The 23,804-nt window shown below is 72.2% G+C and carries 24 protein-coding genes; 10 read left to right on the forward strand and 14 right to left on the reverse strand.

The window, feature by feature from the left end:
- Positions 1-860 (reverse strand): branched-chain amino acid ABC transporter substrate-binding protein (locus LW587_RS20580; RefSeq protein WP_232631456.1); only part of this gene is annotated, 860 nt, incomplete at its 3' end.
- A gap of 230 nt (positions 861-1,090) precedes the next feature.
- Between LW587_RS20580 and LW587_RS20585 the strand changes: the two genes are divergently transcribed.
- The 6 genes from LW587_RS20585 (at position 1,091) to LW587_RS20610 (ending at position 8,834) form a co-directional block, all read left to right on the forward strand.
- Positions 1,091-1,414 (forward strand): XdhC family protein, encoded by a 324-nt coding sequence (locus LW587_RS20585; RefSeq protein ID WP_232631457.1) that lies wholly within the window; start codon positions 1,091-1,093, stop codon positions 1,412-1,414.
- 7 nt (positions 1,415-1,421) lie between these two features.
- Complete coding sequence (locus LW587_RS20590; RefSeq protein WP_232631458.1) at positions 1,422-2,126, forward strand: XdhC family protein; 705 nt, start codon at positions 1,422-1,424, stop codon at positions 2,124-2,126.
- A 3-nt stretch (positions 2,127-2,129) separates the two neighbouring features.
- Positions 2,130-3,251 carry a molybdopterin-binding protein gene (locus LW587_RS20595; protein WP_232631459.1) on the forward strand — a complete coding sequence of 374 codons (1,122 nt, stop codon included), beginning with the start codon at positions 2,130-2,132 and terminating at the stop codon, positions 3,249-3,251.
- Complete coding sequence (locus LW587_RS20600; protein WP_232631460.1) at positions 3,238-3,840, forward strand: nucleotidyltransferase family protein; 603 nt, start codon at positions 3,238-3,240, stop codon at positions 3,838-3,840. Before LW587_RS20595 ends, LW587_RS20600 begins: the two co-directional genes overlap by 14 nt.
- Before the next feature lie 891 nt (positions 3,841-4,731).
- Positions 4,732-6,225 carry a DUF6212 domain-containing protein gene (locus tag LW587_RS20605; RefSeq protein ID WP_232631461.1) on the forward strand — a complete coding sequence of 498 codons (1,494 nt, stop codon included), beginning with the start codon at positions 4,732-4,734 and terminating at the stop codon, positions 6,223-6,225.
- Positions 6,222-8,834, forward strand: coding sequence for a glycosyltransferase (locus tag LW587_RS20610; protein WP_232631476.1), 2,613 nt, complete (start codon positions 6,222-6,224; stop codon positions 8,832-8,834). The genes LW587_RS20605 and LW587_RS20610 overlap by 4 nt, the downstream gene beginning before the upstream one ends.
- Before the next feature lie 80 nt (positions 8,835-8,914).
- Here LW587_RS20610 and LW587_RS20615 read toward each other — a convergent pair whose 3' ends face one another.
- Together LW587_RS20615 and LW587_RS20620 are read right to left on the reverse strand one after the other, a co-directional pair.
- Positions 8,915-9,097 (reverse strand): DUF2256 domain-containing protein, encoded by a 183-nt coding sequence (locus LW587_RS20615; protein ID WP_232631462.1) that lies wholly within the window; start codon positions 9,095-9,097, stop codon positions 8,915-8,917.
- 14 nt (positions 9,098-9,111) lie between these two features.
- On the reverse strand, positions 9,112-9,978 hold the full coding sequence (locus LW587_RS20620; RefSeq protein ID WP_232631463.1) for a methionyl-tRNA formyltransferase: 867 nt from the start codon (positions 9,976-9,978) through the stop codon (positions 9,112-9,114).
- Between the two features lie 147 nt (positions 9,979-10,125).
- On the opposite strand from LW587_RS20620, the gene LW587_RS20625 reads away from it, so the two are divergent.
- Positions 10,126-10,884, forward strand: coding sequence for an SDR family NAD(P)-dependent oxidoreductase (locus LW587_RS20625; RefSeq protein WP_232631464.1), 759 nt, complete (start codon positions 10,126-10,128; stop codon positions 10,882-10,884).
- A 24-nt stretch (positions 10,885-10,908) separates the two neighbouring features.
- Here the strand turns inward: LW587_RS20625 and LW587_RS20630 are convergent, their stop codons facing one another.
- Positions 10,909-11,541 (reverse strand): exopolysaccharide biosynthesis protein, encoded by a 633-nt coding sequence (locus LW587_RS20630; RefSeq protein ID WP_269780355.1) that lies wholly within the window; start codon positions 11,539-11,541, stop codon positions 10,909-10,911.
- 271 nt (positions 11,542-11,812) lie between these two features.
- On the opposite strand from LW587_RS20630, the gene bcsS reads away from it, so the two are divergent.
- Positions 11,813-12,607 carry a cellulose biosynthesis protein BcsS gene (bcsS, locus tag LW587_RS20635; protein ID WP_232631465.1) on the forward strand — a complete coding sequence of 265 codons (795 nt, stop codon included), beginning with the start codon at positions 11,813-11,815 and terminating at the stop codon, positions 12,605-12,607.
- 344 nt (positions 12,608-12,951) lie between these two features.
- On the opposite strand, the gene LW587_RS20640 is transcribed toward bcsS, so the two are convergent.
- The 3 genes from LW587_RS20640 to LW587_RS24075 are packed head-to-tail and all read right to left on the reverse strand — an operon-like array spanning position 12,952 to position 15,010.
- Positions 12,952-13,839, reverse strand: a complete 888-nt coding sequence (locus tag LW587_RS20640) for a metal ABC transporter permease (protein ID WP_232631466.1) — start codon at positions 13,837-13,839, stop codon at positions 12,952-12,954.
- A complete protein-coding gene (locus LW587_RS20645) occupies positions 13,836-14,879 on the reverse strand; it encodes a metal ABC transporter ATP-binding protein (protein ID WP_442919177.1) in 1,044 nt (347 codons plus the stop codon). The genes LW587_RS20640 and LW587_RS20645 overlap by 4 nt, the downstream gene beginning before the upstream one ends.
- Positions 14,876-15,010 carry a hypothetical protein gene (locus LW587_RS24075; RefSeq protein WP_269780356.1) on the reverse strand — a complete coding sequence of 45 codons (135 nt, stop codon included), beginning with the start codon at positions 15,008-15,010 and terminating at the stop codon, positions 14,876-14,878. The genes LW587_RS20645 and LW587_RS24075 overlap by 4 nt, the downstream gene beginning before the upstream one ends.
- Before the next feature lie 154 nt (positions 15,011-15,164).
- Here LW587_RS24075 and LW587_RS20650 point away from each other — a divergent pair, with 154 nt between their 5' ends.
- A complete protein-coding gene (locus LW587_RS20650; protein ID WP_232631467.1) occupies positions 15,165-15,707 on the forward strand; it encodes a Fur family transcriptional regulator in 543 nt (180 codons plus the stop codon).
- 98 nt (positions 15,708-15,805) lie between these two features.
- Here the strand turns inward: LW587_RS20650 and LW587_RS20655 are convergent, their stop codons facing one another.
- Together LW587_RS20655 and LW587_RS20660 are read right to left on the reverse strand one after the other, a co-directional pair.
- A complete protein-coding gene (locus LW587_RS20655; protein WP_232631468.1) occupies positions 15,806-17,311 on the reverse strand; it encodes an undecaprenyl-phosphate glucose phosphotransferase in 1,506 nt (501 codons plus the stop codon).
- 294 nt (positions 17,312-17,605) lie between these two features.
- Positions 17,606-17,941 (reverse strand): antibiotic biosynthesis monooxygenase family protein, encoded by a 336-nt coding sequence (locus LW587_RS20660; protein WP_232631469.1) that lies wholly within the window; start codon positions 17,939-17,941, stop codon positions 17,606-17,608.
- A 445-nt stretch (positions 17,942-18,386) separates the two neighbouring features.
- On the opposite strand from LW587_RS20660, the gene LW587_RS20665 reads away from it, so the two are divergent.
- A complete protein-coding gene (locus LW587_RS20665; RefSeq protein ID WP_232631470.1) occupies positions 18,387-18,791 on the forward strand; it encodes a helix-turn-helix domain-containing protein in 405 nt (134 codons plus the stop codon).
- 241 nt (positions 18,792-19,032) lie between these two features.
- On the opposite strand, the gene LW587_RS20670 is transcribed toward LW587_RS20665, so the two are convergent.
- The 5 genes from LW587_RS20670 to LW587_RS20690 all read right to left on the reverse strand — a co-directional run bounded on the left by LW587_RS20670 (position 19,033) and on the right by LW587_RS20690 (position 23,579).
- A complete protein-coding gene (locus LW587_RS20670) occupies positions 19,033-20,355 on the reverse strand; it encodes a cobyrinate a,c-diamide synthase (protein WP_232631471.1) in 1,323 nt (440 codons plus the stop codon).
- Positions 20,352-21,161, reverse strand: a complete 810-nt coding sequence (gene cobM / locus LW587_RS20675) for a precorrin-4 C(11)-methyltransferase (RefSeq protein WP_232631472.1) — start codon at positions 21,159-21,161, stop codon at positions 20,352-20,354. Before cobM ends, LW587_RS20670 begins: the two co-directional genes overlap by 4 nt.
- A 77-nt stretch (positions 21,162-21,238) precedes the next feature.
- Positions 21,239-22,327 carry a GGDEF domain-containing protein gene (locus LW587_RS20680; RefSeq protein ID WP_232631473.1) on the reverse strand — a complete coding sequence of 363 codons (1,089 nt, stop codon included), beginning with the start codon at positions 22,325-22,327 and terminating at the stop codon, positions 21,239-21,241.
- Positions 22,328-22,458: 131 nt separating this feature from the next.
- Positions 22,459-23,202 carry a Crp/Fnr family transcriptional regulator gene (locus tag LW587_RS20685; protein ID WP_232631474.1) on the reverse strand — a complete coding sequence of 248 codons (744 nt, stop codon included), beginning with the start codon at positions 23,200-23,202 and terminating at the stop codon, positions 22,459-22,461.
- Positions 23,203-23,339: 137 nt separating this feature from the next.
- Positions 23,340-23,579 carry a DUF6894 family protein gene (locus tag LW587_RS20690; protein ID WP_232631475.1) on the reverse strand — a complete coding sequence of 80 codons (240 nt, stop codon included), beginning with the start codon at positions 23,577-23,579 and terminating at the stop codon, positions 23,340-23,342.
- Between the last annotated feature and the right edge of the window lie 225 nt (positions 23,580-23,804).

Consider the following 23,804-nt stretch of genomic DNA (forward strand, 5'->3'; position numbering starts at 1 on the left):
GCCCCGCCCCGCGGCTCCCCCCGCGCCTCGGGCAGGCGCGGGGGCGAGGGCGACAGCGTCATCAGGGTGCCCTCGGCGGCCGGGCCGGCGCTCTGCGCGAAATCCCGGTCGAGCAGCCCGTCGCTGCCGATCAGGGTGGCGGGCAGCCCCGCCTCGCGCATGGCCCGCAGCAGCAGGGCGGCCGGGGCGTGCAGCCCGCCGAAATAGACCGCCTCGATCCCGAGCGCCCGGAGCTTGGCGACGAGGCCCGCGATCTCCCGCTCGTCCCGCGCGACGCCCTCGAACAGGCGCTCGCGCCCGCCCTGGGCCTTCAGCGCCCGCCCGGCCTCGTCGGCGAGGCCCCGGCCGAAGCTCGTCCGGTCGTGGAGGATCGCCACCGGCCGGTCGCGGAAGCGCCCAGCCAGCAGGCTGCCGCCGAGCGCGCCCTGCTGCGCATCGTTGCCGGCGAGCCGGAACAGCAGGGCCGCGCCCCGGCGGGTCAGCGGCGCCCAGGTGGCGCCGGGGGTGATCGAGAGGAGGCCGGCCTCCTCGTAGACCGGGGCCGCCGCGGCGGCCGCGCCGGAGGTGAGATGGCCGACGACGAAGCGCACGCCGCCGCCCACGAGCCGGCGGGCCGCCGCCGCGGCCTGTTTGGCATCGCCCGCATCGTCCTGAACGACGAGCTGCAGCTTCTGGCCGAGCACGCCGCCCGCGCGGTTGATCTCGGCCACCGCGGCCTCGGCGCCGAGCCGCGCCCCCTGGCCGAAGCCGGCATCGGGCCCGGTCAGCGGCACGGCCAGCCCGATCCGCAGGGACTCGGCGGCGGGGGCCGCGACCGACATCGAGGCCAGCAGGGCCAGAGCCGCCCACGCGCACCGCATTCTCACGCCGCCCTCCGGCCCCGTTCCGGCGGGCCGCCCCCTCGATATCACCCCCTTGATATCGCCTGAGCCCGGCCGTGCAAGCGCGCCCCTCGCCGGGGCCCGTTCGCCCGCCATCGGCGGCGCGGCCGGCCTTATCCCACCTGCCGCATTGCGGAACCCGGCGCCGTACCTACCTGTCGGAGGCCGGGCATCGGGGGCGAAGGGGCCGGCACAGCCGGGACGGGTTCATGCTCTCCACCGAGGACGACATCCTGCGCGCCGCCGAGGGCTGGCGCCGGGAGGGACGGGCCGTCGCGCTCGCCACCGTGATCGAGACCTGGGGCTCGGCCCCGCGCCCGGTCGGCAGCCACCTGCTCATCGATGCGGACGGGCGTTTCCTCGGCTCGGTCTCCGGCGGCTGCGTCGAGGGCGAGGTCATCACCGAGGCGCTCGACGTCATCGGTGACGGGCGCGCCCGCACCCTCGAATTCGGCGTGGCCGACGAGACCGCATGGCGGGCCGGGCTCTCCTGCGGCGGGCGCATCCGCGTCCTCGTCGAACGGATCGATTGAGGGCCCGATGCGTCTCGACATCCTGGCCGCGCTGAACGCGGAGCGCGCGGCGCGCCGCCCGGTCCTGCTCGTCACCGACCCCGAGGGGGGCGAACAGCGCCTCGTGCGGGGGGCGGAGATCGACGCCGACCCCCTCGCGGATCGCCTGCGCGAACGGCTGGCCCGCGGGGCGAGCGGCCTCGTCGCCGGGCCGGACGGACGGCCGGTCTTCGTGGCGGTTCACGTGCCGCCCCTGCGGCTCGTCGCGGTGGGCGCCGTGCACATCACCCAGGCGCTCGCCCCGATGGCGGCCGGGCTCGGCCTCGACCTCACCGTGATCGATCCGCGCACCGCCTTCGCCACGCCGGAGCGCTTCCCGAACGTGCGGCTGGTGGCCGAATGGCCCGACGCGGCCCTGGAGACCCTCGGGCTCGACGCCTACACGGCGCTGCTCGCCCTCACCCACGATCCCAAGATCGACGATCCGGCCCTGATCGCCGCTCTGAGGGCCGAGTGCCTCTATGTCGGCGCGCTGGGCTCGCGAAAGACCCACGAGCACCGGGTCGAGCGGCTGCGGGCGGCCGGCTTCGACGCGGCGGCGATCGCCCGCATCCACGCGCCGATCGGGCTTCCGATCGGCGCGCGCTCCCCGGCCGAGATCGCGCTCGCCATCCTGGCCCAGGTCGTCGCGACCCTGCGCCAGGATCGGAATGCGGCGCGGACGGAGGGCTGAACCGTGGAGTTCGGACCGGTCGCGGCCCGCGACAGCGCGGGCCTCATCGCCGCCCACACGGTGCGGGCCGAGGGCACCACCCTGCGCAAGGGCCGTCCGATCCCGGCGGAGGCGGCGCAGCGGCTGGCCGAATCGTGTCACCCGCCGATCGTGGCGGTGCGGCTCGACCCGGGCGATGTCGGCGAGGACGAGGCCGCCGCCCGCCTCGCCGGCGCGCTGGGCGGGGAGGGGCTCGCACCGCAGGCGGCCTTCACCGGCCGTTGCAACCTCGTGGCGCAGGCCGCCGGATTGTTCCTGGTCGAGCCGGCCCTGATCGACGCCGTCAACGCCGTCGACGAGGCGATCACCGTGGCGACCCTGCCGGCCTTCCGGCCCGTCGCGGCCGGCGAGATGGTCGCGACCATCAAGATCATCCCCTATGCGGTGGCCGGCGCGCCTCTGGAGCGGGCCTGCGCCGCCGCGCCCCGCCCGCCGATGCGCCTCGCTCCCTACCGGCTGACCCGCATCGGCGTGGTCTCGACGCTGCTGCCCGGCCTGAAGCCCGCCATCGTGACCAAGACCCTGCGGGTGCTGGCCGATCGTCTGGCGCCCACGGGGGCGGGCATCGTCAGCGAGTCGCGGGTGCCGCACGCGGCCGGGGCGGTCGCCGAGGCGCTCGCCCGCGCGGCGGCGGAGGGCGCGGAGCTCGTCGTCGTGTTCGGCGCCTCGGCCATCGCCGACCGGCGCGACGTGATCCCCGCCGGCCTCGAGGCCGCGGGCGGCCGGGTCGAGCAGTTCGGCATGCCGGTCGATCCCGGCAACCTGCTGCTCCTCGGCCAGCTCGGCAGCCTGCCGGTGATCGGCGCACCGGGCTGCGCCCGCTCGGCCAAGGAGAACGGCTTCGATTTCGTCCTGCACCGCCTGCTCGCGGGGCTCTCCGTGACCCGGGCCGACATCGTGCGCCTCGGCGTGGGCGGCCTCCTGAGCGAGATCGCCCTGCGCGGGCAGCCCAGAGCCGGCGCCGACGGACCGGGCCAAGAGGTTCGTCAGGAGGCTCGCCAGGAGTCGGGCCAAGAGACTGGCCAAGAGACTGGCCAAGAGCTTGGCGAGGAGCTTGGCCAGGAGGCGGGCCATGACGCGGCGTGACCCGCGCATCGCCGCCCTGATCCTCGCCGCCGGGCGCGGCACACGGTTCGGGCCGGCGCCGAAGATGCTGGCCCCGTTCGACGGCCGGCCGCTGGTGCGGCACGCGGTGGAGGCGGCCCTGGCCTCTGCCGCGCGGCCGGTGATGGTCGTGCTCGGCGCCCACGCCATCGCCCTCCGCACGGCCCTCGCCGGGCTGCCCGTGGAGACGGTCGAGAACCCGGCCTTCGCGGAAGGGCTCTCGACCTCGCTGCGCGCCGGCCTCGCCGCCCTGCCGCGGGACATCGAGGCGGTCCTCGTGCTCCTCGGCGACATGCCCCGGATCGGGCCCGCCCATCTCGATGCGCTGTCGGCGGCCTATGCGGCGGCCGATCCTCGCCCCTGCGCGGTGGTCCCGGTGCATGGGGGGCGGCGCGGCAACCCGGTGCTGCTCGACCTCGCCCGCCTCGGTCCGGACCTCGCCGGCCTCACCGGCGACCGCGGCGCCGGACCGATCCTGACAGGGCGCAGCGACGTCCTCGAAGTGGCCGGCGACGGCAGCGTGACCCTCGACATCGACACGCCGGCGGCGCTGGCGGACGGGCGGGGCTGACGCCGGGCGCGCCGGGCGCGGTTCGCCCTCCGTCGCCTCCCGCCGAGCGGGCTCCGGCCTCGACCCGACGCGACGGCCCAGCGCGCCGAGCGAGGGACCTGGAGGGTCCGCGTCACGATCGAGGCCATCCCCGGTGCAGGCTGCCTTCAGTTGTGGCCGGCCGGCTCCTGTTGCATAAGGCGGCCGGACGAAATGCGATGGGAAACCCCCACCCGGTGACACGGACGACGACGGCCGGTGAGGGCTGAGAAAGCCTTCTTCCAGCGCGCGCGCACGGAAGGCTCAGAGTGCGGCGACAGCGGCGCAGGGGGCCCTTCGGGAGCGACGAGACCGTCCCGTGAGCCTGCGGGCAAGAGGCGTCGCAACCACCGGGGGCGATGGGGATGTCGGAACGCTCTATGACCCGCCGGGCAGACTGGGATCCGTCGGGCAGACGTGAGCAGGCCGGCGAGGCCATGACCGAGCGCCATCGCCCTCAGGGGGAAGCTGACCCGATTGAGACGTCGCGTTTTCCGTCACGACCGCGCCGCCGCGCGATCGCGGCGGCCTGTGCCGCGCGGGCGCGGCGAGCCGGCGCGGTTTCCGCGCATGCGGGGGGCAGGCCCCTGAACCGGTCGCCGCAGGGGGCACCTGGCCGTCTGGTGGACGCCGGCTCCCGGGACAAGGCCGATGCGGCACGAGGTCCGGATCATTCGGTCGGGATCCGGGATCGGGGCCGAGGCTCCGGCGTCCTTCGTCCGAGACCGGCACGACAAGAAACAGGGGTCTGAGATGACGATCCATCAGGACACGCCGCCCGGGACGCCCGGCGCCGTCATGTCGGGCGATCAGGCCCCGCCGGCCCGGTACGATTTCGTCGTGCTCGACCGGGTCCGGGACCGGATCGGCGCCATGGGCCTGACCGGCCATCAGACCGTCCTGGACGAGGGGCAGATCGCTGCCCTGCAGGGCTATGCCCAGTCGGATCTCGATCAGGCGGGAACCGGCGTCCTCCTCGCGAGGCCGCCGATCGGCTTCGTCGTCGACGCGGATTTCGCCGCGCGCCATCCCGGCGCGATCGTCCGGCTGACGCAGATCGCGCCGGCTCTGGCCGGGAGCGAGGGGGTGTTCATCTTGTCCGCCGACGGGGCGGGGTTGCTCGATTGGATGCTCGCCCGAGCGTTCCGGATGTCCGACGACGTTCTGAACAGCGCGATCAACGTCCAGATGGAAGTCGCCCGCCTTCAGTCGATGTTGCGCGATCAGGTCGAGGCCCTGGAGAACGCCCAGCGGCTCGTCAACCAATCGACGCCGCCGCAGCCGAAGCTGTGTGTCCTGCTGGCGCCGGGCAGCAGCACCCTGTCTCCGAAAGACCTGCCGAACATCACCAGCATCGTCCAGAATTCCAAGCGCGAATTCAGCGTGGTGCATGCGTTCGAACTGCATGTCGCCGAAGCGGATAGCGGCCAGAATCCCCTCACCGTGACGCTGACGACGGCCTATTCGCAGGACATGGTCGGGACCTGGACGTTGCCCGCGTCCACCTTGCACCCGGGCTGGAACCGGTTCGACGTGCCCTTCCGGTCGAAAGCGCTCGACGAACCGGTGCTGATCGAAATCCGGTGGCACGGCGACACCGCACCCGGCACGGTCTTCAGCCTCGGTGAGATCACCGCCGATCCGAGGCTCGGATGCGTGCTGTCGAACGGCACCGTCGAGGCGCACTCGCTGGCCGTGCGCCTGTACGAAGGAGCCCTCGGTCTCCGGCTTCCCTATCGGGGCTGGGGCCTGCCGGCCGACGGCGCCGAGGCCGACAGCCTCCCGGAGCCCGTTCGTGACGATGGGCAGGTTGATCTCCGCCAGGAGGGGGGGACCTCGGAGGTGATGATCAGCGAGCTGCTCAAGGACGCTGCGCCCTTCAATGAGTCGGAACACAACAAGGACCTTCTGAAATACATCGATCCGCGCCTGGGCGTGCAGGTGCATCCCATCGGCAACCGCGTGCACATCGCCGTCGTCCGCAACGTGAAGGTCAAGCACGCGCGGGCGATCGTCGCCGATCTCCTCCTGGCCCACGACGCCGCTCCGCGGGTCGAGTTCGGGGTGTTCGCCGCGCCGGCGGGCGCCGTGACCTACACGAAGTCCGCCCCGGAGCCTCGGCGGCCGAACATGCTGCGGTTCATGAACAAGTCCGGACGGAAATCCAGCGAGGAGGTGCTCGCTGCCCAGGCCGAGTGGCTGGCTCTCAAAGGTCATCAGAAAGGGCAGGTCGTCTTCGACCTCATCAAGACCGACGCGGAGGTGATCGATATCTTTCTCATGACGCGGCCGGGAGGAACGACGACGAATTATGCCTGGGCCCATTTCGTCAATCTGACGGTCGTGCGGAAGGAGGCCGTGGCTTGAGCGCCTCCCGGCGCCTGCCTTCGGACGCCGCCGACGCGCGCGCCCACCGGCCCCGTCTGGCGATCATCGTGCCGGTGTTCAAGCATAGCGGGCTCGTGCGCGAGGCGATGTACTCGCTCTGCGCGCAGGAGGATTTCGCGCTCACCGACGTCGTCTTCATCGACGACGGCTGTCCGGATCCTCAGACCCATATCACACTGGCGCAATTCGCGCGCCGGTGGGACAATGTCCACTATGTGCGCCAGCTCAACAAAGGACTGAGCGCCGCGCGCAACCGAGGCATCGATTTCGTCGCCCGGGCCTTGCCCGAGGCGGAAGCGATCTACTTCCTCGATGCCGACAACGTGCTGATGCCCTACAGCCTTTCCGCGATGCAGGCGGCGTTGTCCGCGCATCCGGACGTGGACTGGTTCTATCCGGACATCCGCATGTTCGGGCTGAAGAAATTCAACGACTACAGTGGTGATTTCAACGCCTACGCCGCGTCGGTGAACAACATCTGCGAGGCCGGCAGTCTCATTCGACGGCGGATGATCGAAACCGGGCTCCGGTTCGACGAAACCATGCGCCTGGGTTACGAGGACTGGGACTTCTGGCTGTCGGCCATCGAACGGGGGTTTCGAGGCCGGCATCTCCCCAGCCTCGGCCTGTCCTATCGCAAGCGCGCCGAGAGCATGCTGGCCGATTCCGGGCGCTCCGATGCGCAGATCCGCCTCTACCTGCGCAGCAAGCACCGGACTCTCTTTCAGATCAACCGGTTCGTTGCGCTCGAACATGACGAGCTTCCGCGTTTCTCGGTCTACCTGTCGGACGACGCCCAGATCGAGATGGCGACCGACCTTCAGCGCGGCGGCCGCAAGATCGGCAAGAGGGAATTCGAACAGCGGGTCTGGAAGACGATCCGGGAGCCGACCTTCGTTTCGGTCGGACACTCTCTCCTGACCACGACCCGCGATGTGATGGATGTCCTCCGGCAGGGCAACGTCCTGCGGTGGATCACGATGGAGATCGAGCAGGCTCTCACCAACCACAACTTCGTGTGCGTGACGCTCGCCGCCTCCGAGGACTCGGTCATGGGCGTCCGGCGTGGATTGGCGTTCTCGAAGGACGCCCATCTCGTGGCGACCAACCAGAACCTGCTTCACACCATCGCGACCGACGACACCGACCACTGGATCACGGGCCTGCCCCAGAATGGTGCGGAATACGGGGTTGCATCGCTGACCTTCCTGCTTCCCACCAAGAGCCACGCGATCGACAAGCTCAAGAACGTGGCCGTCCTGGATTTCGTTCAGTTCTGCTTGCACCTGCGGTGCCACGAAATGAAGGGGCGTCCCAACAACATCATCGATGATGTTTTCCTGGGCTCTCGCCCCCTCGACGATATGCTGTTGCGCGCGCGGGTGCAGTTCGAGAACAGCGTGCCGCCGCCGATCGCCGCGCCGCAGCAGGGACGGGTGGCCTTCGTACTGCCGCACTGCGATTTCGGTGGCGTCGAGAAGGTGACGTTCTGCCTCGCCCGCGAATTGCGGTCTCTGGGCTTCAGTCCCAGCCTGATCCTGATCGGGTCCGAGACCATTCACAGGGCGGATTACGCCGCTGAGGCGTTCGACGACATTTATATCGTGGATTATCGCGGCAAGATATCGGCCTGGAACGGCGAGTCGTTTCTGGGGGAACGGTTGCCGGCCATTCACGACGAGCAATGGGCGCGCGGGTTCACGAATTTCCTCTCCACGTTCGAACTCGTCGTCAGCGGCCACTCGGCCGAGATCCTCCCGCTCCTGAGCGGGCTTCGCCGCAATCAGGTGACGACGGCCTCGTATCTCCACCTCTTCGACAAGGCGGCGGTCGGCGGGTTCCGGGGGCACCCGACCCTCGCCCTCGCCTACGAGCATGCGATCGATCTCGTCCTGACCTGTTCCGACATGCTCGCCCACGACATGGCCGGTCTCGGCATTCCGCGGACGAAACTCCTGCCCCTGCCGAACGCGCCCGCCTTGCGGCCCGCCGTGCCACCCGCGCGGGGCGGCGCTGGCGGGCGGGACGGGGCCGCGTTGCGGGTTCTGTATGTCGGCCGGATCGATCCGCAGAAGGGGCTCGATCGTCTCAACGCGATCGCGGAGAGCCTCGTCGGCGATCCCGGTTTCGAGCTGCGGATCGTCGGCAAGCCGGTTCTTTCCAACGGGGACGCGGTGACCGCCCAGCTCAGGACGATCATCGAGCCGCCCGTCTACGACGATGCCGGTCTCGCGGAGATCTACGCCTGGGCGGACGTGCTGATCCTGCCGTCGCGCTACGAGGGGCTGCCGCTCACGGTGCTGGAGGCGATGGCCTTCGGCGTGGTGCCCATCGCCGCCGAGTGCGGCGCCGTCTCCGAGGCCATCGATCACAGCGTGAGCGGATTCGTGGTGTCGCAGGAGCGCTGCGTTGCCGAATCCCTCGAACACCTTCATGCGCTCGCCGCCGACCGGGCCCGTCTGAACCGCCTGCGGGACGTCGCCATCGCGCAGGTCGCCTCGCGGACATGGCGCGGTCTGGCGCAGCGGCTGGTCGCACGCCTGGAGACGATCCGGGCGGCGCGGGCGGCGCAGGCGAAGGCCTCGTAAGCCTCTCCGCGCACCACGCCCCGAGGGGCGCGCGGGCGCTCGGGGCAAGGCCGATGCGGTCCGGGACGTGTCTCCGGCCCTCAGGCGGCCGGCGATCGTGGGCCGGCGGTGTCGGCGTGGCGCTTGGCCTCCGCCCGGCAGCGGTCGGAGCAGTAGCGCACCTCGTCCCAGACCCGCGCCCATTTCTTGCGCCATGCGAAGGGGCGCCCGCATTGGGCGCACGGCTTCTGGGGCAGATCGGCCTTGCGGCGCATCGGCGGCATCGGTCTCCCTCCCCTCAGCGTCCGAGATGGGGCACTTCGGACAGGGGCACCGGGCTCCAGCGGGTCAGCAGCACGTAGCCATCGCGGGCGGCCACCGCCACCTGGCGGCGGTGGCGATGCACCACCGTGCCCGGCGCGTGGCGATGGGCCTCCGGCCAGCCCTCGGCCTCGGCCACGTAGACGCGGTTCTCGCCGATCCGGGCGATGGTCTCGATCCGGCCGAAGGCGCGCACCCGGCGCAGCACCGCCTCCACGTCCTGGCGGAAATCGAGGGTGCGGTCGGCATCGGTCACCCGCGGCCAGTACGAGCCGTCGCCCTGCGGCTCCGGCCGGCGCCAGCGCTCGGGGAGGTCACGTCCCACCGGCCCCAGCGCGAGGCGGCGCGCCGCCATCTGGCACTTGACCAGCAGGGATTCGTGGCTCTCCCGCGGCGTCACGGGGAAGAGGTCCTGGGCCAGGATGTCGCCGGTGTCGAAGCCCTGCTCGGCCAGGACATGGGCGGTGACGCCCCAGCTCTCGTAGCCTTCGGCGATCGCCCGGAACAGCGGATAGGGGCCTCGTCCCGTCGGCAGGGGCGAGGGATGGATGTTGAGCGCGTAGCGCAGGCGCCCGTGCCAGCCCCGGACCAGCCAGGGATAGCCCGCGACCACGAGGGCGAGGTCGCGCCCGTGCTCCCGCGCCATCCGCTCGATGTCGTCGGGCAGGAGGCGCGAGAGCTGGATCGGGATGCGGTGGCGCCGGGCCTGGGCCACGACCCCGTCATTGTGGTCGTAGATCCCGTCGCAGGGCCGGGTGAACAGCTTGACCGGCGTCCAGCCCGCCTCGATCAGCCCGTCGAACACGGTGCCGAGGAAGTCGATGCCGGCGAAGGCGAATTTCATCGGACGGTCCCGTCTCGTTCCCGCGCACGCCCCGCCCGCCTGCGACCTTCCGCGCCGCGGGCGGGGTGGGCGTCCGCCTCCACGGCGGGCGCTCCCGCCTTAGCTAGCCGATCCGGGCGTCAGGTGAAGTCGGGAAAGGTGCGCTGCATGGCAAGCGAGCAGGCAAGCGGTCGGGCGAAGGTCGTCCTCTACGGGGGGACCGGGGGCATCGGCGGCGCGACGGCGCGGGCGTTGCGGGCCCGCGGGGTGCCGCTCCACCTCGTCGGTCGCGATGCGGCCCGCCTGGAGCGGGCGGCGGCGGACCTCGGCGAGACCGGCTTCACCGCCGGCGACGTGACCGATCCGGGCCTGTTCCCCCGTGTGGCGGCGGAAGCGGGCGGGCGCCTCGGCGGCCTCGTCTACGCCGTCGGCACCATCCAGCTGGCGCCGGTCTCCAAGCTCGATCCGGGGCGGATCGAGACGGATTTCCGCATCAACGCCCTCGGGGCCTTCCTCGCCGTGCAGGCCGCCTTGCCCGCGCTCAAGGCCGGGGCCGGGCCGGCGGGCGCGGGCGTCGTGCTGTTCTCGACGGTCGCGGCGGCGCAGGGATTCTCGCACCACGCCTCGGTCGCCATGGCGAAGGGGGCGGTGGAAGGCCTCGCCCTCTCGCTCGCCGCCGAACTCGCCCCGTCGATCCGGGTCAACGTCGTGGCACCGTCGCTCACCCGCACGCCGCTCGCCGAATCCATCACCCGCAACGAGACCCTGGCGGCCGGCATCGCCGGGATGCACGCGCTCCAGCGCCTCGGCGAGCCGGACGACGTGGCGGGCCTGGCCGCCTTCCTGGTGGGTCCGGAGGCCGGCTACATCACCGGTCAGGTGATCGGGGTCGATGGCGGGCGCTCCCGCCTTCGCACCAAGGGCTGAGGCGCCGGGCCCCGAACCGGGCGTCTACAGGGTCAGGCCGGGAATCGCCTGGCTGAGCCAGGTCAGCGCGCTCATGAGGCTCGCGAACAGGGTGTAGACGAAGCCGATCGAGATGCCGACGCCGAGGCCGCCGATGGCGAGGCCGATCGCGACGACGAGGCCGTCGCGCTCGACCAGGCCGAGGCCGATCAGCGAGACGGCGAGACCGAGCGGGATCTGGCCGAAGAAGGGCGGGGCCACGATCAGGGCGAGGGCGAGGGCGAGCAGCAGCACGCCCATTCCGCGCATGCCGAGCGCCGTCTCGAAGATGCTCATGCGCGGCTTCGACCAACGCTCCAGGCGCTGGAGCAGCGGCACCGCCCGGGTCACCGCCTTCGCCACGGTCTCGCGGGCGACCGACTGGCCGAGCACCCGCCGCGGCAGCCAGGGCGAGGACATCCCGGCCACGATCTGGACCGCGATCACGAGGAGCAGCAGCCCGCAGACCAGCGGGATCGGCGGCGGCATCGGCAGGCAGTTGGGCAAACCAAGCAGCACCACGAGCAGTGCGAAGGCGCGATCGCGCAGCACGGCGATGATGTCGCCGACCGTCAGTCGATCGCCCTCCTGGCTGGCCAGCAGGGTGAGGACGTCAGAGGTGCGCGCAGCGGGGGGCAAACTGGCTCGGCCATTGGATTCGGACAGGCGCGGCTCTAGCCCAACCCGGGGTGCGCGCCAAGCGCCCCACTCCGGGCCCGGCCCGGGCACCCGCGCCGACGGGGCCACGATCGTCCTTCAGGCCATGCAATCTTGAAGTTGATCAGCGCCAGTTTCAGTTATCTAGAGTAATCAACTGCGAAAAATTCGGAAAAAAATCGATGAAGACTGTTTACGCATCCTGCGATTGTAGCGACGGTTTGGTCGTCCTTCACGGCTGCGCTGACGATCGATGGAGAGCCCCGAGCGGAAACCGGATCCGAGGGCAGACGCCCGGCGGCCCGTCGGGCGTCCCGGGTTCCGGTGGCCGGGTCTGATCGCCGCGCTTCTGACCTGCGGCGCGGCGCCGGCCCGGGGCGAGGAGGCGGCCGAGCGGTGGCGCCCGAACGCCGTCCTGTTCAGCAGTCTGGAGGCCGCCGCCTCGACCTTCTCGACCAGCGGCGCGAAGATCGCGTTCGACCGTTTCGACCGGGACGGCCCCGTTGCGCTGGTGAGCGTCGGCAGCGGCGTGCGGCTCGAGGGCGGGGGGCGGCTGCCGGTGCTGATCCGGACCACCGCCCTCGGCGCGGCCCTGGGCGGCTACCAGTTCCTCCGCGACGGGGGGAGCGTGGCGATCTTCGTCGGCCCGGAGGCCTCCATCGAGATGCTCGCCGGCCCGGAGGCGGGGCGGGTGCAGCCCCTGCGCGCGGGCCTGCGGCTGCACGGCGAGGTCTGGGCGCGGCCGAGCGCGACGACGCTGGCGACCGCGACGCTGATCCTGGGCTCGGCCCGCGGCGATGCCTGGGGCCGCCTGTCCTGGGGGTGGTCCGGCGGCGATGCCTTGTCGGGCGCCTATCTGGGGCCCGAGATCGCCCTCTATGCCGACCGGACCGGCTACCGGAAATGGGGCATCGGCCTCCACGCGACCGATCTCGCCCTGGGCAAATCCCGCTTCCGCCTCTCGGCCGGCTGCCAGTTCGAGGACCCCGCCGGCGCGCCGGGCCGGGCCGGACCCTATCTCAGCCTCGCGATCTGGAACGACCTTTGATCCAGGCTCCGCTTGATCAAAGCGGAGCCCGTATCCGGCAAGCCCGCGCGGCGTTTGAGCGAAGCCCAAATCCGCCATCCCGAAGGGATCAACCGGATTGGGTATGAGACCACGCGGCCCGGACCCGGACCGGTGGTCCTGGTCCGGGCGTCCGGCGGACGGTCGCCGCCCCGCCGTCGCGGGGGCCATCGACGATGAGGCACCCGCATCGCCGACGGGTCTGAGCGCCCGAAGCCCCTGCGGCGAGCGGCATGTCCGGGAAACCGGATCCGCGGCGCGTCGCTGAGATCCTGAGCCGCATCGGCGTTTCGCGAGGGCCGGGTTCCGCCCCTCGGGCCGAAGCTCTACGCCTCCAGGTGGCGGCGCCGGACGAGGCGGTGGAGCAGGCCACCGCGCGGCCCCAGCAGCATGGAGACGAGGTAGAGCGCGCCCGCCGCCAGCACGATCGCCGGCCCCGTCGGGAGGCGGATGCCCGCGTGATAGGAGACGAGGAGGCCGGTCACGCTCGCCAGCATCGAGATCAGCATCGACACGGGGATCAGCCCCGACAGGTCGGCGGCCCAGAACCGCGCGGCGATCGCCGGCAGCAGCATCAGGCCCACCGCCAGCAGCGTGCCGAGCGCCTGGAACCCGCCGACGAGGTTGATGACGACGAGCGCCAGGAAGGCCGAGTGGACCGGCCCGCCGACCCGCCCGACGGTGCGCAGGAACAGGGGATCGACGCATTCGATCACCAGCGGCCGGTAGAGGGCGGCGAGGGCCACCAGCGTCAGGCTGGCGATCCCGCCAAGCAGCGTCAGGGCGTCGTCGTCGAGGGCCAGCACCGTGCCGAACAGGATGTGCAGGAGATCGACCTGCGAGCCGCGCAGGGACACGAGGAACACCCCGCCGGCCAGCGAGATCAGATAGAAGGCGGCGAGGCTCGCATCCTCCTTCAGGACGGTCGAGCGCGTGACGAGCCCGGCGGCGAGCGCCACCGCGAGGCCGGCGATCAGGCCGCCCAGCGTCATCGCCGGCAGAGACAGGCCGGCGACGAGGAAGCCCGCGGCGGCGCCGGGCAGAATGGCGTGGCTCATCGCCTCGCTCATCAGGCTCATCCGGCGCAGCATCAGGAACACCCCGAGCGGCGGCGCCGACAGGGACAAGGCGAGGCAGCCCGCCAGGGCCCGGCGCATGAAGCCGAACTCGACGAAGGGGCCGACCAGGACATCGAACAGGCCGGCGAACGTCACGGGGCGGCTCCGGTGCCGGCAGGATGATGGGCAGGGGCAGGGGCGGCACGATCCGAGGCCGCATGGTCGTGGCCCGCATGGTCGTGGCCCGAATGGCCATGACCCGAATGGCCATCATCCGAATGGACATGGCCCGCAGGATGGTGGGGCCCATGGTCATGGGATCGAGGGTCGTGCCGGTGAGGGGCGTCCTGCGCCGGATCCGGGCCGTGATGGTCGTGCAAGCCGGCCGACCCGTGCCCCGCACCGCCATGCCCCGCACCGCCATGCCCCGCACTGCCGTGCCCGTCCTCATGCCCGCTCGCGTGTCCGCCCTCATGCCGGCAGATCGCGGCGGCCTCGTCCCAGGCCTCCGACAGGGCGAGCGCGCGGGCGAGCACCGGCGGCGTCAGCACCTCCCGCGTCGGCCCCCAGGCGATCGGCCGGCGGGCCAGGACCAGGGTGGTGGGGAAATGGGCGCGCACCTGATGCAGATCGTGCAGGGCCGCGACCACGGTGCGGCCCTCGCGGTGCCAGCCGCGGATCAGGGCGAGCAGGTCGGCAGTGGTGCGCTCGTCGACGCCGGTGAAGGGCTCGTCGAGCAGGATCAGGCGCGCGTCCTGGAGGATCAGCCGGGCGAACAGCGCCCGCTGGAATTGGCCGCCGGAGAGCGTGCCGATCGGCCGGTCCTCGAAGCCGGTCAGTCCGACGGCGGCCAGCGCCGCGAGGAGGCGCTCCCGGTGGCGGGCGAGGCTGGCCCAGGCCCCGAAGGGCCGCCACAGGCCCATGGCGGCGAGGTCGAGGACGCTCACCGGAAAGCTCCGGTCGATCTCGGTCGCCTGGGGCAGGTAGGCGACCGCCCGGGTTCCGGTCGCGATCGCCCCGTCGAGGGCGCGGACCTCGCCGACGATGCCCTTGAGCAGCGTCGATTTGCCGGCCCCGTTCGGGCCGACCAGCGCCAGGAGGTCGCCGTGGGGCACCGTGCCGTCGAGATGGTGAACCGCTGGATGCCGGTCGTAGCCCAGCGTCAGGCCCCGGAAGCGGATCTCGCCCGGTTTCACGCGGCCCTCGCCCACAGGATCACGATCCAGAGCAGCGCCGACAGGATCAGCGCCGCGGCGAGCCGCGCGGGCGCCCCGCTGCGGAACAGGGAGCGGCGCGGGAGACGGACGGTCCCGCCGGCACGGGTCATGGGGGGCTCCGAGGATCGCGCAGGGGAAGACGGGCACGGGCGCCCGGGACGGCGCGGGCCGTCGTTGCCCGATCGCGGACAGGCGCCTATCTTGGGGCGGCTGATACACTGTAACACGGGCCGAGTTCAATCGGCGCAGGGCGGGGAGGCCGGGATGCGCGGACACGCGCAGCAGGGTCACGACCACGGGGACGAGGCGCTCCCCGGCCACCACCACCATGCCCACGGCGCCTGCGCCGAGGGCGCGACCGAGCGGGCCGAGCGGCTCTGCCGGGACCGCGGCCTGCAATTCACGCCCCTGCGCCGCGACGTGCTCGGCGTGGTGGCCGCCGAGGGGCGCCCGATGGGCGCCTACGACATCGCCGAGCGGATGAGCGGGCGGGGGCGCCGGGTCGCGGCGGTCTCGGTCTACCGGGCGCTCGATTTCCTGACCGAGCAGGGCCTCGTCCACCGCATCTCCAGCCGCAACGCCTTCGTCTCCTGCGGGCACGACCACGGCGAGGGGGCGGGCCTCGTCTTCCTGATCTGCCGCACCTGCGGCGGCATCGACGAGATGACGGCGCCCGCCGTGGAGAGCGCGCTCGACCGGACCCTGGCCAGCGCCGGCTTCACGCCGACCAGCCGCATCCTGGAGGTCGAGGGCGAATGCGGCGCCTGCCGCGGGCGCGGCGCGCCCGAGGGGCCGGATCCGGGCTGACGGTCTCGCCGATCACGGCCGATCCATCCCCGCCATCATTCCGGGGCCGCGACGCGGACCCCGGGATGACCCGCATCGGTCGTCTCTATCGCCAAGGATCAGAACGCGTTGCGGTAGGCCCGCGGCGAAATCACGGTCTGGATGATGATCGTGATGTCGAGCCAGAGCGACCAATTGTCGATGTAGTGCAGGTCGGCCTGCACGCGGGCCTCCATGGCCGCGTCGGTGCGGGTCTCGCCCCGAAACCCGTTGACCTGGGCCCAGCCGGTGATCCCGGGCTTCACGTTGTGGCGCCGGGCATAGAGGGCGATCCGCCGCTCGAAGCTGCGGTCGTGGGCGAGGGCGTGCGGGCGGGGGCCGACCAGCGACATGTCGCCCATGAGCACGTTGAGGAGCTGGGGGAGCTCGTCGACATTGGTCCGGCGCAGGAGCGCCCCGACGCGGGTGATGCGGTCGTCGTCGCGGGAGGCCTGGCGGAACGGGCCGTCGGGCGTGACCTTCATGCTGCGGAACTTGAAGACCCCGAAGGCCTCTTGGTTGAAGCCGTAGCGGCGCTGCCGGAAGAAGACCGGGCCGGGGCTGTCGATCTTGATCATCACGGCGACGGTGAGGAACAGGGGCGCGAGCAGCACCAGCCCGATCCCGGCGAGCACGACGTCGAAGACGCGCTTGAGCAGGACCTCGCCCGCCGAGAGCGGCCGGCGGCCGATATTGATGCCCGCGAGCCGCCCGACCCGGGCGACCTGCAGGTCGGGAAAGCGGTCCATCATCGTGCCCGGCCGCAGGTGCAGGGCGGCCGGAACGCGCAGGAAGGCGTCGATGCAGCGCTCGATGTCGGCGGCCTTCGACCACGGCACCAGCACGAACACGTCGTCGGGCCGCAGGAAGCGCACCACCGAGACGGCGAGGTCGAGATCCTCGGCGAGCAGCGCCTCCGCGCTCGCGGCGCCCGTGCTCGGATCGAAGCGGCGCAGGTAGCTCGTGCCGACGACCCTGAGCCCGAGGGCGTCCACATCGTTGTTGGCGTAGAAATTGGCGATGTCCTCCTCGTAGCCGACGAGGTGGATCCGGCTCACCGAGGAGGAGGCGGGCGTCACGTGCCGGCGCACCAGCGCGACCATCCCGGCCCGCACCAGGAGCGTGGCCGGCAGGCCGACGACGAAGAACACCGCCGAGGCGACGCGGGAGAAGTCGGTGGTGATCTTGGTGGCGAAGCCGATCACCAGGGCGAACGCCCAGGCCAGGAGCCACAGGGTCGCGGTGCGCCGCAGATGCGGCGTGCGCGAGAGGCTGCGCTCGATGCTGTACTCGCCGCGGGCGAGGTTGGTCAGCAGCACGATCAGGGCGAGAAGGCCGGCCGTCTGCAGGTTGCGGCTGGCCGAGACGGGGATCAGCGCGCCGCCGGAGCCGTAGGCGTAATAGGCCACGTCCACCGCGTAGCCCATCGCGACGATGGCGAGGAGATCGGCGGCCAGCAGCGCCGCCGAGATGCCGAAGCGGGCCGCCGTGCGGGTGCGCCGGGGCAGCAGCGCGGCCCAGACGGCGCGGCGCGCCCGCGCCAGCGGGAGATGCTGGTAGTTCTGGGGAGGACGCTCGTGAAACATGTGTCTCGCGCTATGCTGCCCGCGGTGCCGGCCTCGGGCGGTCCCGTCCCGGAATGGGACGCCTCTCGGCGCGCCCATCCGGTCTCGGGATCTTCAGCGCAAATGGCACACCGAACGGGGCGTGCCGGAACCGGAACAGCGCGCGCGGCCTGTGGACATCGCGGGACATCGCGCGCGGACCGTCCGGAGCGGTCCTTTAGGGGCGCTGCCGCGACGGGCGCAGGGGCGCTGCCGCGACGGGCGCTGCCGCGACGGGCGCGGGGGCGCGCCGCCGGGCCGGGCCGGAACGGCCCGTCAGGCCGCTTGGCCGGCGGCCGGGTGCGCGACCGTCTGGATCGCCTCGAAGCCCTCGAATTGCGGGTGGCCGAGATAGAGCGGCTTGGTGCCCGGCACCCGTCCATGGGCCTTGCGGAACTGCTCCGAGCGGGTCCACGCTTCGAAATCGTCCCGTGAGCGCCAGATGGTGTGCGAAGCGTAGAGGATGTGGTCCTCCGCCTCGGGGCCCTTGAGCAGGTGGAACTCCACGAAACCCTCCATCTCGCCGAGATGGCTGTCGCGCCCGAGCCAGACCTGCTCGAAATCCCCCGCCGAGTCCTTGACCACCTTGAAGCGGTTCATCGCGATGAACATGCTCGATCAGCTCCCGATCCGTCCTGGCGGCGCCGTCTGGCCACCGCGGTTCTCGACCCTACGTAGTTTTCGCCGCCGGCTGAAGTCGGGGCCGGAGAGGCCGGTGGCGGTGCATCGCCGCGGCGTGAGACCCGCTGCGTGCACCCAGCGAACTTGGTTGGATTCTTACGATATCCGCACAAGAACATTGCGTGAACATAATAGTGGTCATTGCTGAAAACACTCGTCCACCAGCAATGAGGCCCTTGCATTCAGCATGCATCTCATGGTGAAGCTAGCCCCAGGCTGCGCCACGGCGAAACGACTGTCTCCCGACTTCCGAACCCGGCCTGCCCGGCGGTGCAGAAGCGGGCCGGGGCGCACGAATTCGCTGGCGGTAGCCAGATCGCGGCCAGCCTGAGGTCCTTGGGCCGGCCGGCGAGTGTGTCAGGGACCCTACCGTAAGATGATGCCCAAACAGACAACCGATGTTGACCGTCTCGTTGGCCTCCGGATCACGGCCCTGCGCAAGGCGCGAGGCCTGAGCCAGACCGCTCTGGGAACCGCCGTCGGCGTGACCTTCCAGCAGGTCCAAAAATACGAGAAGGGCCAGAACCGTGTCGGCGCCGGGCGCCTGCGCGAGATCGCCCGTCTCCTCGAGGTTCCGGTCTCCGCCTTCTTCGACGAGACCGACGGGCCCGGCGCCCAGGAGCAGGCCGAGGTGTTCGGCTTCCTGCGCGCCCACGGGGCCGTCGATCTGCTGCGCGCCTTCGCCGCCATCGAGGACGACCAGCTTCGCCGTGAGATCCTGGCGATCGTGCGCAGCGCCGCCCGCCTCGACCGCAAGAAAGACGCGCCCCTCGACGCCTGAGACCGCCCTCCGCCCCGGACCGGGGCGAGCGCCGCCTCCCCGAGACGAGGACCTCGGCCCGGAATCCGGGCGCCCGAGGCCCGATCCGTCGGCGCGCCGGGATTCTGCTGAAGGCTGAGCCCGAGAGCCGTGCCCCACCACGGCGAACCGTGAGCACGGCTCTCAGCCTTGCACGGCTCTCAGCCTTGGTTGTGTCGCGCTTTCCTGAGCCGGACCGGCATCCCCTTCGGCGGCGAGCGCCCTAGCCGCCCTCCGCCTCGGCGATGAGGTGGAAGAAGCTGCCCGTGACCCGCTCCCGGCGATGGCCGGCGAAGCCGAGCGGCTGGCCTTCCGCGTCCGTCACCTGCGCCAGCGCGTTCTCCGCGCCGGGCGCCGGCGTCAGCTCGCTCGCGTAGTGAAACTCGTGGCCGATCAGGCGCGCGCCCGCCGGGCCGAGCAGGCCGCCGTCCAGGAGCCGCGCCACCCGGTAGCCGAGATGGAGCCGGCGCTTGGCGTAGGAGGTCGCCACCGGCAGGAGCCCGACCATCGGGTGGGTCACGCCGTCGGCGTCCTCCAGGCTCTCGCCCAGTACCATGTAGCCGCCGCACTCGCCATGCACCGGGCGGGTGCGCGCGAAGGCGCGCAGGCCCTCGCGGAAGCGCTCCGCCGCCCCAAGACGGCCGGCATGCAGCTCCGGATAGCCCCCCGGGAGCCAGCAGGCCCCGCAGGTCGCCTCCGGCGCCTCGTCGGCGAGGGGCGAGAACGGCACGATCTCGGCGCCCGCCGCGTGCCAGCCCGCCAGCATGTGCGGATAGAGAAACGAGAAGGCCGCGTCCCGCGCCACCGCGATCCGCTGGGCCGGCGGCCGCGGCAGGGCCCCGGCGCCGGGGTAGACGCCCCCGCCCGCGGCGGCGCGAATCGCGTCGAGGTCGAGCGAGGCCTCCGCGAGGTCGGCGAGGCGGTCGAGGCGCGCCTCCAGGTCGGCGGTCTCGCCCGCCTGGACGAGGCCGAGATGCCGCTCGGGCAGGACGAGCCCGGCCTCGCGGGGAAACGCCCCGAGCAGCGGCATCCCGATCCGGCGGAGGCCCGCCTCGACGAGGCGGCGGTGGCGCGGGCTCGCCACTTTGTTGAGCACGACGCCCGCCACGCGAATCCGCGGATCGTAGGCGGCGCAGCCGAGCGCCACCGCGGCGGCCGATTGCGCGGCGCCGGAGACGTCGAGCACGAGCAGCACCGGCCAGCCGTAGCGCGCGGCGATGTCGGCATTGGCCCCCGTGCGGCCTTCGCCGGCCACGATCCCGTCATGCAGGCCCATCGAGCCCTCGGCGACGACGAGCCCGGCCTCCCGGGAGGCCAGCCCGGCGCAGGCGTCGAGCAGGGCGTCGGGCATCGCGAAACTGTCGAGGTTGAGGCTGGGATGGCCGGTGGCCGCCGCGTGGAAGGCGGGATCGATGTAGTCCGGCCCGCATTTGGCGCCGCGCACCGCCACTCCGCGCCGCCGCAAGGCCCGCATCAGGGCGAGGGTCACCGTGGTCTTGCCGGAGCCCGAGCGTGGGGCCGCGACGACGAGGCCGGGGGCGCTCATGCGCTCTCTCCGTTCGGGGCGCCCGCGGCCTCCCCCGGTGCGCCGACCGCCCCGCGGGGGCGGAAGCGGCGGTCGTAGTCCGGCGCGTAGAGGGCGCTCTCGCGGAAATCCGCCGGGTCGAGGGCCGGCCCGACCAGGATCAGCGCGGTGCGCTCGATCCGCTCCGCGCGGACGCGCGCGGGGAGCGAGGCGAGGGGACCGGTCAGGACCCGCTCGTCGGGCCAGGTGGCGCGGAACACGATCGCGGCGGGGCACTCCGCCCCGTAGAAGGGGACGAGTTCGGTGGCGACCGCTTCCACGACGTGGATCGAGAGATGCAGCGCCAGGGTCGCGCCCGTCGCCGCGAAGGCCGCGAGGGTCTCGCGCTCGGGCATCGGGCTCGCCCGGCCGGAGGTGCGGGTCAGAACGAGCGACTGTGCCAGCCCCGGCACGGTCAACTCGCGCCGCAGCACGGCGGCGGCGGCGGCGAAGGAGGGCACGCCCGGCGTGACCGTGTAGGGGATGGCGAGGGCGTCGAGCCGGCGGGTCTGCTCGGCCAGCGCGCTCCAGATCGAGAGGTCGCCCGAATGCAGCCGCGCCACGTCCTGCCCGCGCGCATGGGCCGCCTGCATCTCCGCCACGATCGCGTCGAGGTCGAGGGGGGCGGTGTCGACGATGCGCGCCCCGGGCGGGCACCAGGACAGGATCTCGGGGGCGACGAGCGAGCCCGCGTAGAGGCAGACCGGGCAGGCGGCGACGCGGTCGCGCCCGCGCACGGTGATGAGGTCGGCCGCACCCGGGCCGGCGCCGATGAAGTGGACGGTCATGGCGCCCGCTTACAGCATCGGGGCGGGGGAGGGGGAGAGAGAATGGGGGTGGGGCGCCGCCGCAGGGGATCGCAGGCTCAGGCGACCCGGACCCGGTTGCGGCCCTCGCTCTTGGCCGCGTAGAGCGCCCGGTCGGCGCGGTCCAGGGCCACGTGCAGCGCCTCGCCCGGAGGGCGCAGGGCGACGCCGACGCTCACCGTGATCGGGATCGCGGCATCCTTCCAGGGGACCGGGCGGCTGCCGACCGCGTGGCGCAGGCGCTCGGCGAGATAGGCGGTCGCGGGGGGGCTGCCGTCGGGGAGGACGATCCCGAACTCCTCGCCGCCGAGCCGCGCCAGAAGGCCGCCCGGGGGGAGCAGCGCCCCGGCGCGGCGGGCGAATTCCTGCAGCACCGCGTCGCCGCCGGCATGGCCGAAGCGGTCGTTGATCGCTTTGAAGTGGTCGAGGTCGGCCACGATGATTCCGGCCGTCCCCACGGTCGCGCTGGCCTGGGCGAGGCCCTGCCGGTTGAGCGCACCGGTCAGGGCATCCGTCCGGGCTATCCGCTCGACGACGGCCTGCGCCCGCGCGGCCTCCAGGGCGAGGATCGAGGTCGTCAGGACGATGGAGCTGACCTGATCGACGACGAAGATGCCGACGATGGCCAGGCGGGCGACGGTCTCGCCGAGCGGCAGCAGCGGCAGGGCGATCGCGACGGCGATGGCGAGCAGGGCCCCGCCGATCAGCCGGTGGAGCGGCGATCGCGGCGGGGTGTGCCGGAAGACGTAATAGGCATTGCCGGATTCGTGGACGGCGTAGGCGAGGGTGGCGCCGGCATTGACCGCGATCGCGTCGGCGCCGGCCAGCGTGAGCCCGAGATGGGTCGCCGTGGGCAGGACGAACAAGGCGAGCATCGGCCGCGTCACCGCCGGGCGTCCGTCGAACAGGCGCAACCCGATCCAGAAGAGCGCGCCGGCCATCGACCATCCGAGCGGCGACCAGACGCTCCCGTAAGCTCCGAAATCGACGAACCACACCGCCATCGCGGCGCAGACCGCGTAGCTGGCGGCGAACAGGAAATGGTGGGTTTTGCGCCGGTCCAGGAGGCCGTTGCAGAGGAAGATCGCCGCGCACGCGCCGAAGACGAGGCCGTCCGAGAATTGAAGTGTGGGGATCGAGAATCCCATGTCCGACCCCCTCCTGCCCCCGGCCGACCCTGTCCGGCAGACGTGAAGAGGTTCCTTCGAGGGCGGGAAACCTGCGGGTTACGGTTAAGGAAGCGTGCCGCGTCCGTCGCGGGCGCGGGCTGCGGGCGCGCTTACGGCGCCGCCTCGGGCCGCAGGTGCAGGTAGCGTCGGTCGAACTCGGCCGCCTTCATGAGCTGTCCGAGATCGTGGATGACGAGCCGGCGATCCTGGAGCGTGATCAGCCCGGCGCGCCGCAGGGCGTTCAGCGTCCGGCTGATATGGACCGTGGTCAGGCCGGTCGCGTCGGCCAGCTGCGTCTGGCGCAAGGGCATCGAACAGGCCCCATCCTCCGCGAGGCCGATCGCCGCCTGTCGCAGATACAGCTCGCAGAACAGATGCGCGATCCGGCCATAGGCGGAGCGGCGGCCCATGGTCGTGACCCAGCCGCGGAAGATCGAGGCGTCCACCAGCGTCTCCCGCCACAGCCGGTCGGCGAGGGCCGGGAGGCGATGCGTCACGGCGCGGATGGCCTCGTGGGGAATCAGGGCGACGGAACAGGTCGTCAGGGCCGCGAGGCTGTGATCGAGCACGGCCAGATGCACGCTCAGGAGATCGGGCACGTCCCCGGCCAGGTGGAACGAGAGGATCTGCCGGCGGCCCTCGGCCAGCGTCTGGTAGCGGTAGACCCAGCCGTCCACGACCAGGGCGCAATGGTGGGGCCGGTCCCCGTCGCGGAGGATGTCCTGGCTTGCCTCGAACACCCGGATCGTTGCCGGCAGGCTCAGGAGCGCCCGACGCTCGTCGGCGTCGAGGTCCGTGTGGGTCTCCAGCTTGCGGACCAGCGCTTCGAGAGCCGTGTCGGAAGCCGCGGACATGCACCCTCCCTCGTCCGGGGCCCGCCTTGCGCCGCATCCCCGGCCTCACGCCGTCATGGTCGGATAACTATTTGGTACAGCACGCACATCTGTCGGATTGTGCGCAGGCGGGCCGCTGTTATAGCGACCTCCCCGCCTCAGGCAACCCAATGGCCGTCGAGGGTCAAGGCGGTCTCGTAGATCAGACGGCCAGCCTCGTCGCGCACGCAGGCCCGGAACACCTGCCGGTCGCCGTCGGGAAGGCTCTCCCGGGCGATGTCGACGAGGGTCGCGATCGCCGCGCGTCGGGCGCTCTCGGCGTCGTCGAGATCCACGCAGGTGGCATCGCCCGCCCCGCCGCGCGCGCCGTCGTCGATGTCGAAGAAGAAGCGCGGCACGGCAGTCTCTCAGCATCGCCCGACGAATCCGGTCGAAACCCGGGGACAGGCCGCCCGGTTCGGGCCGGGCCACGATGCCGCTCCGGCATCCGCCCCGTGCTGGTGCCCGTGCCCTTGCCCGTGCCCGTGCCCGCTCGCGCCGAAGCGCCGCGGTCGTCTTCAGGCGCCCGCCCGCGGCTCGGGCCGGCCTGCGCCGGGCCGTCTCACGGTCGGCCGCAGCGGGGC

The sequence above is a fragment of the Methylobacterium sp. Leaf118 genome, from assembly GCF_920984675.1.
In the GTDB taxonomy this organism is placed as follows: Bacteria; Pseudomonadota; Alphaproteobacteria; order Rhizobiales; family Beijerinckiaceae; genus Methylobacterium.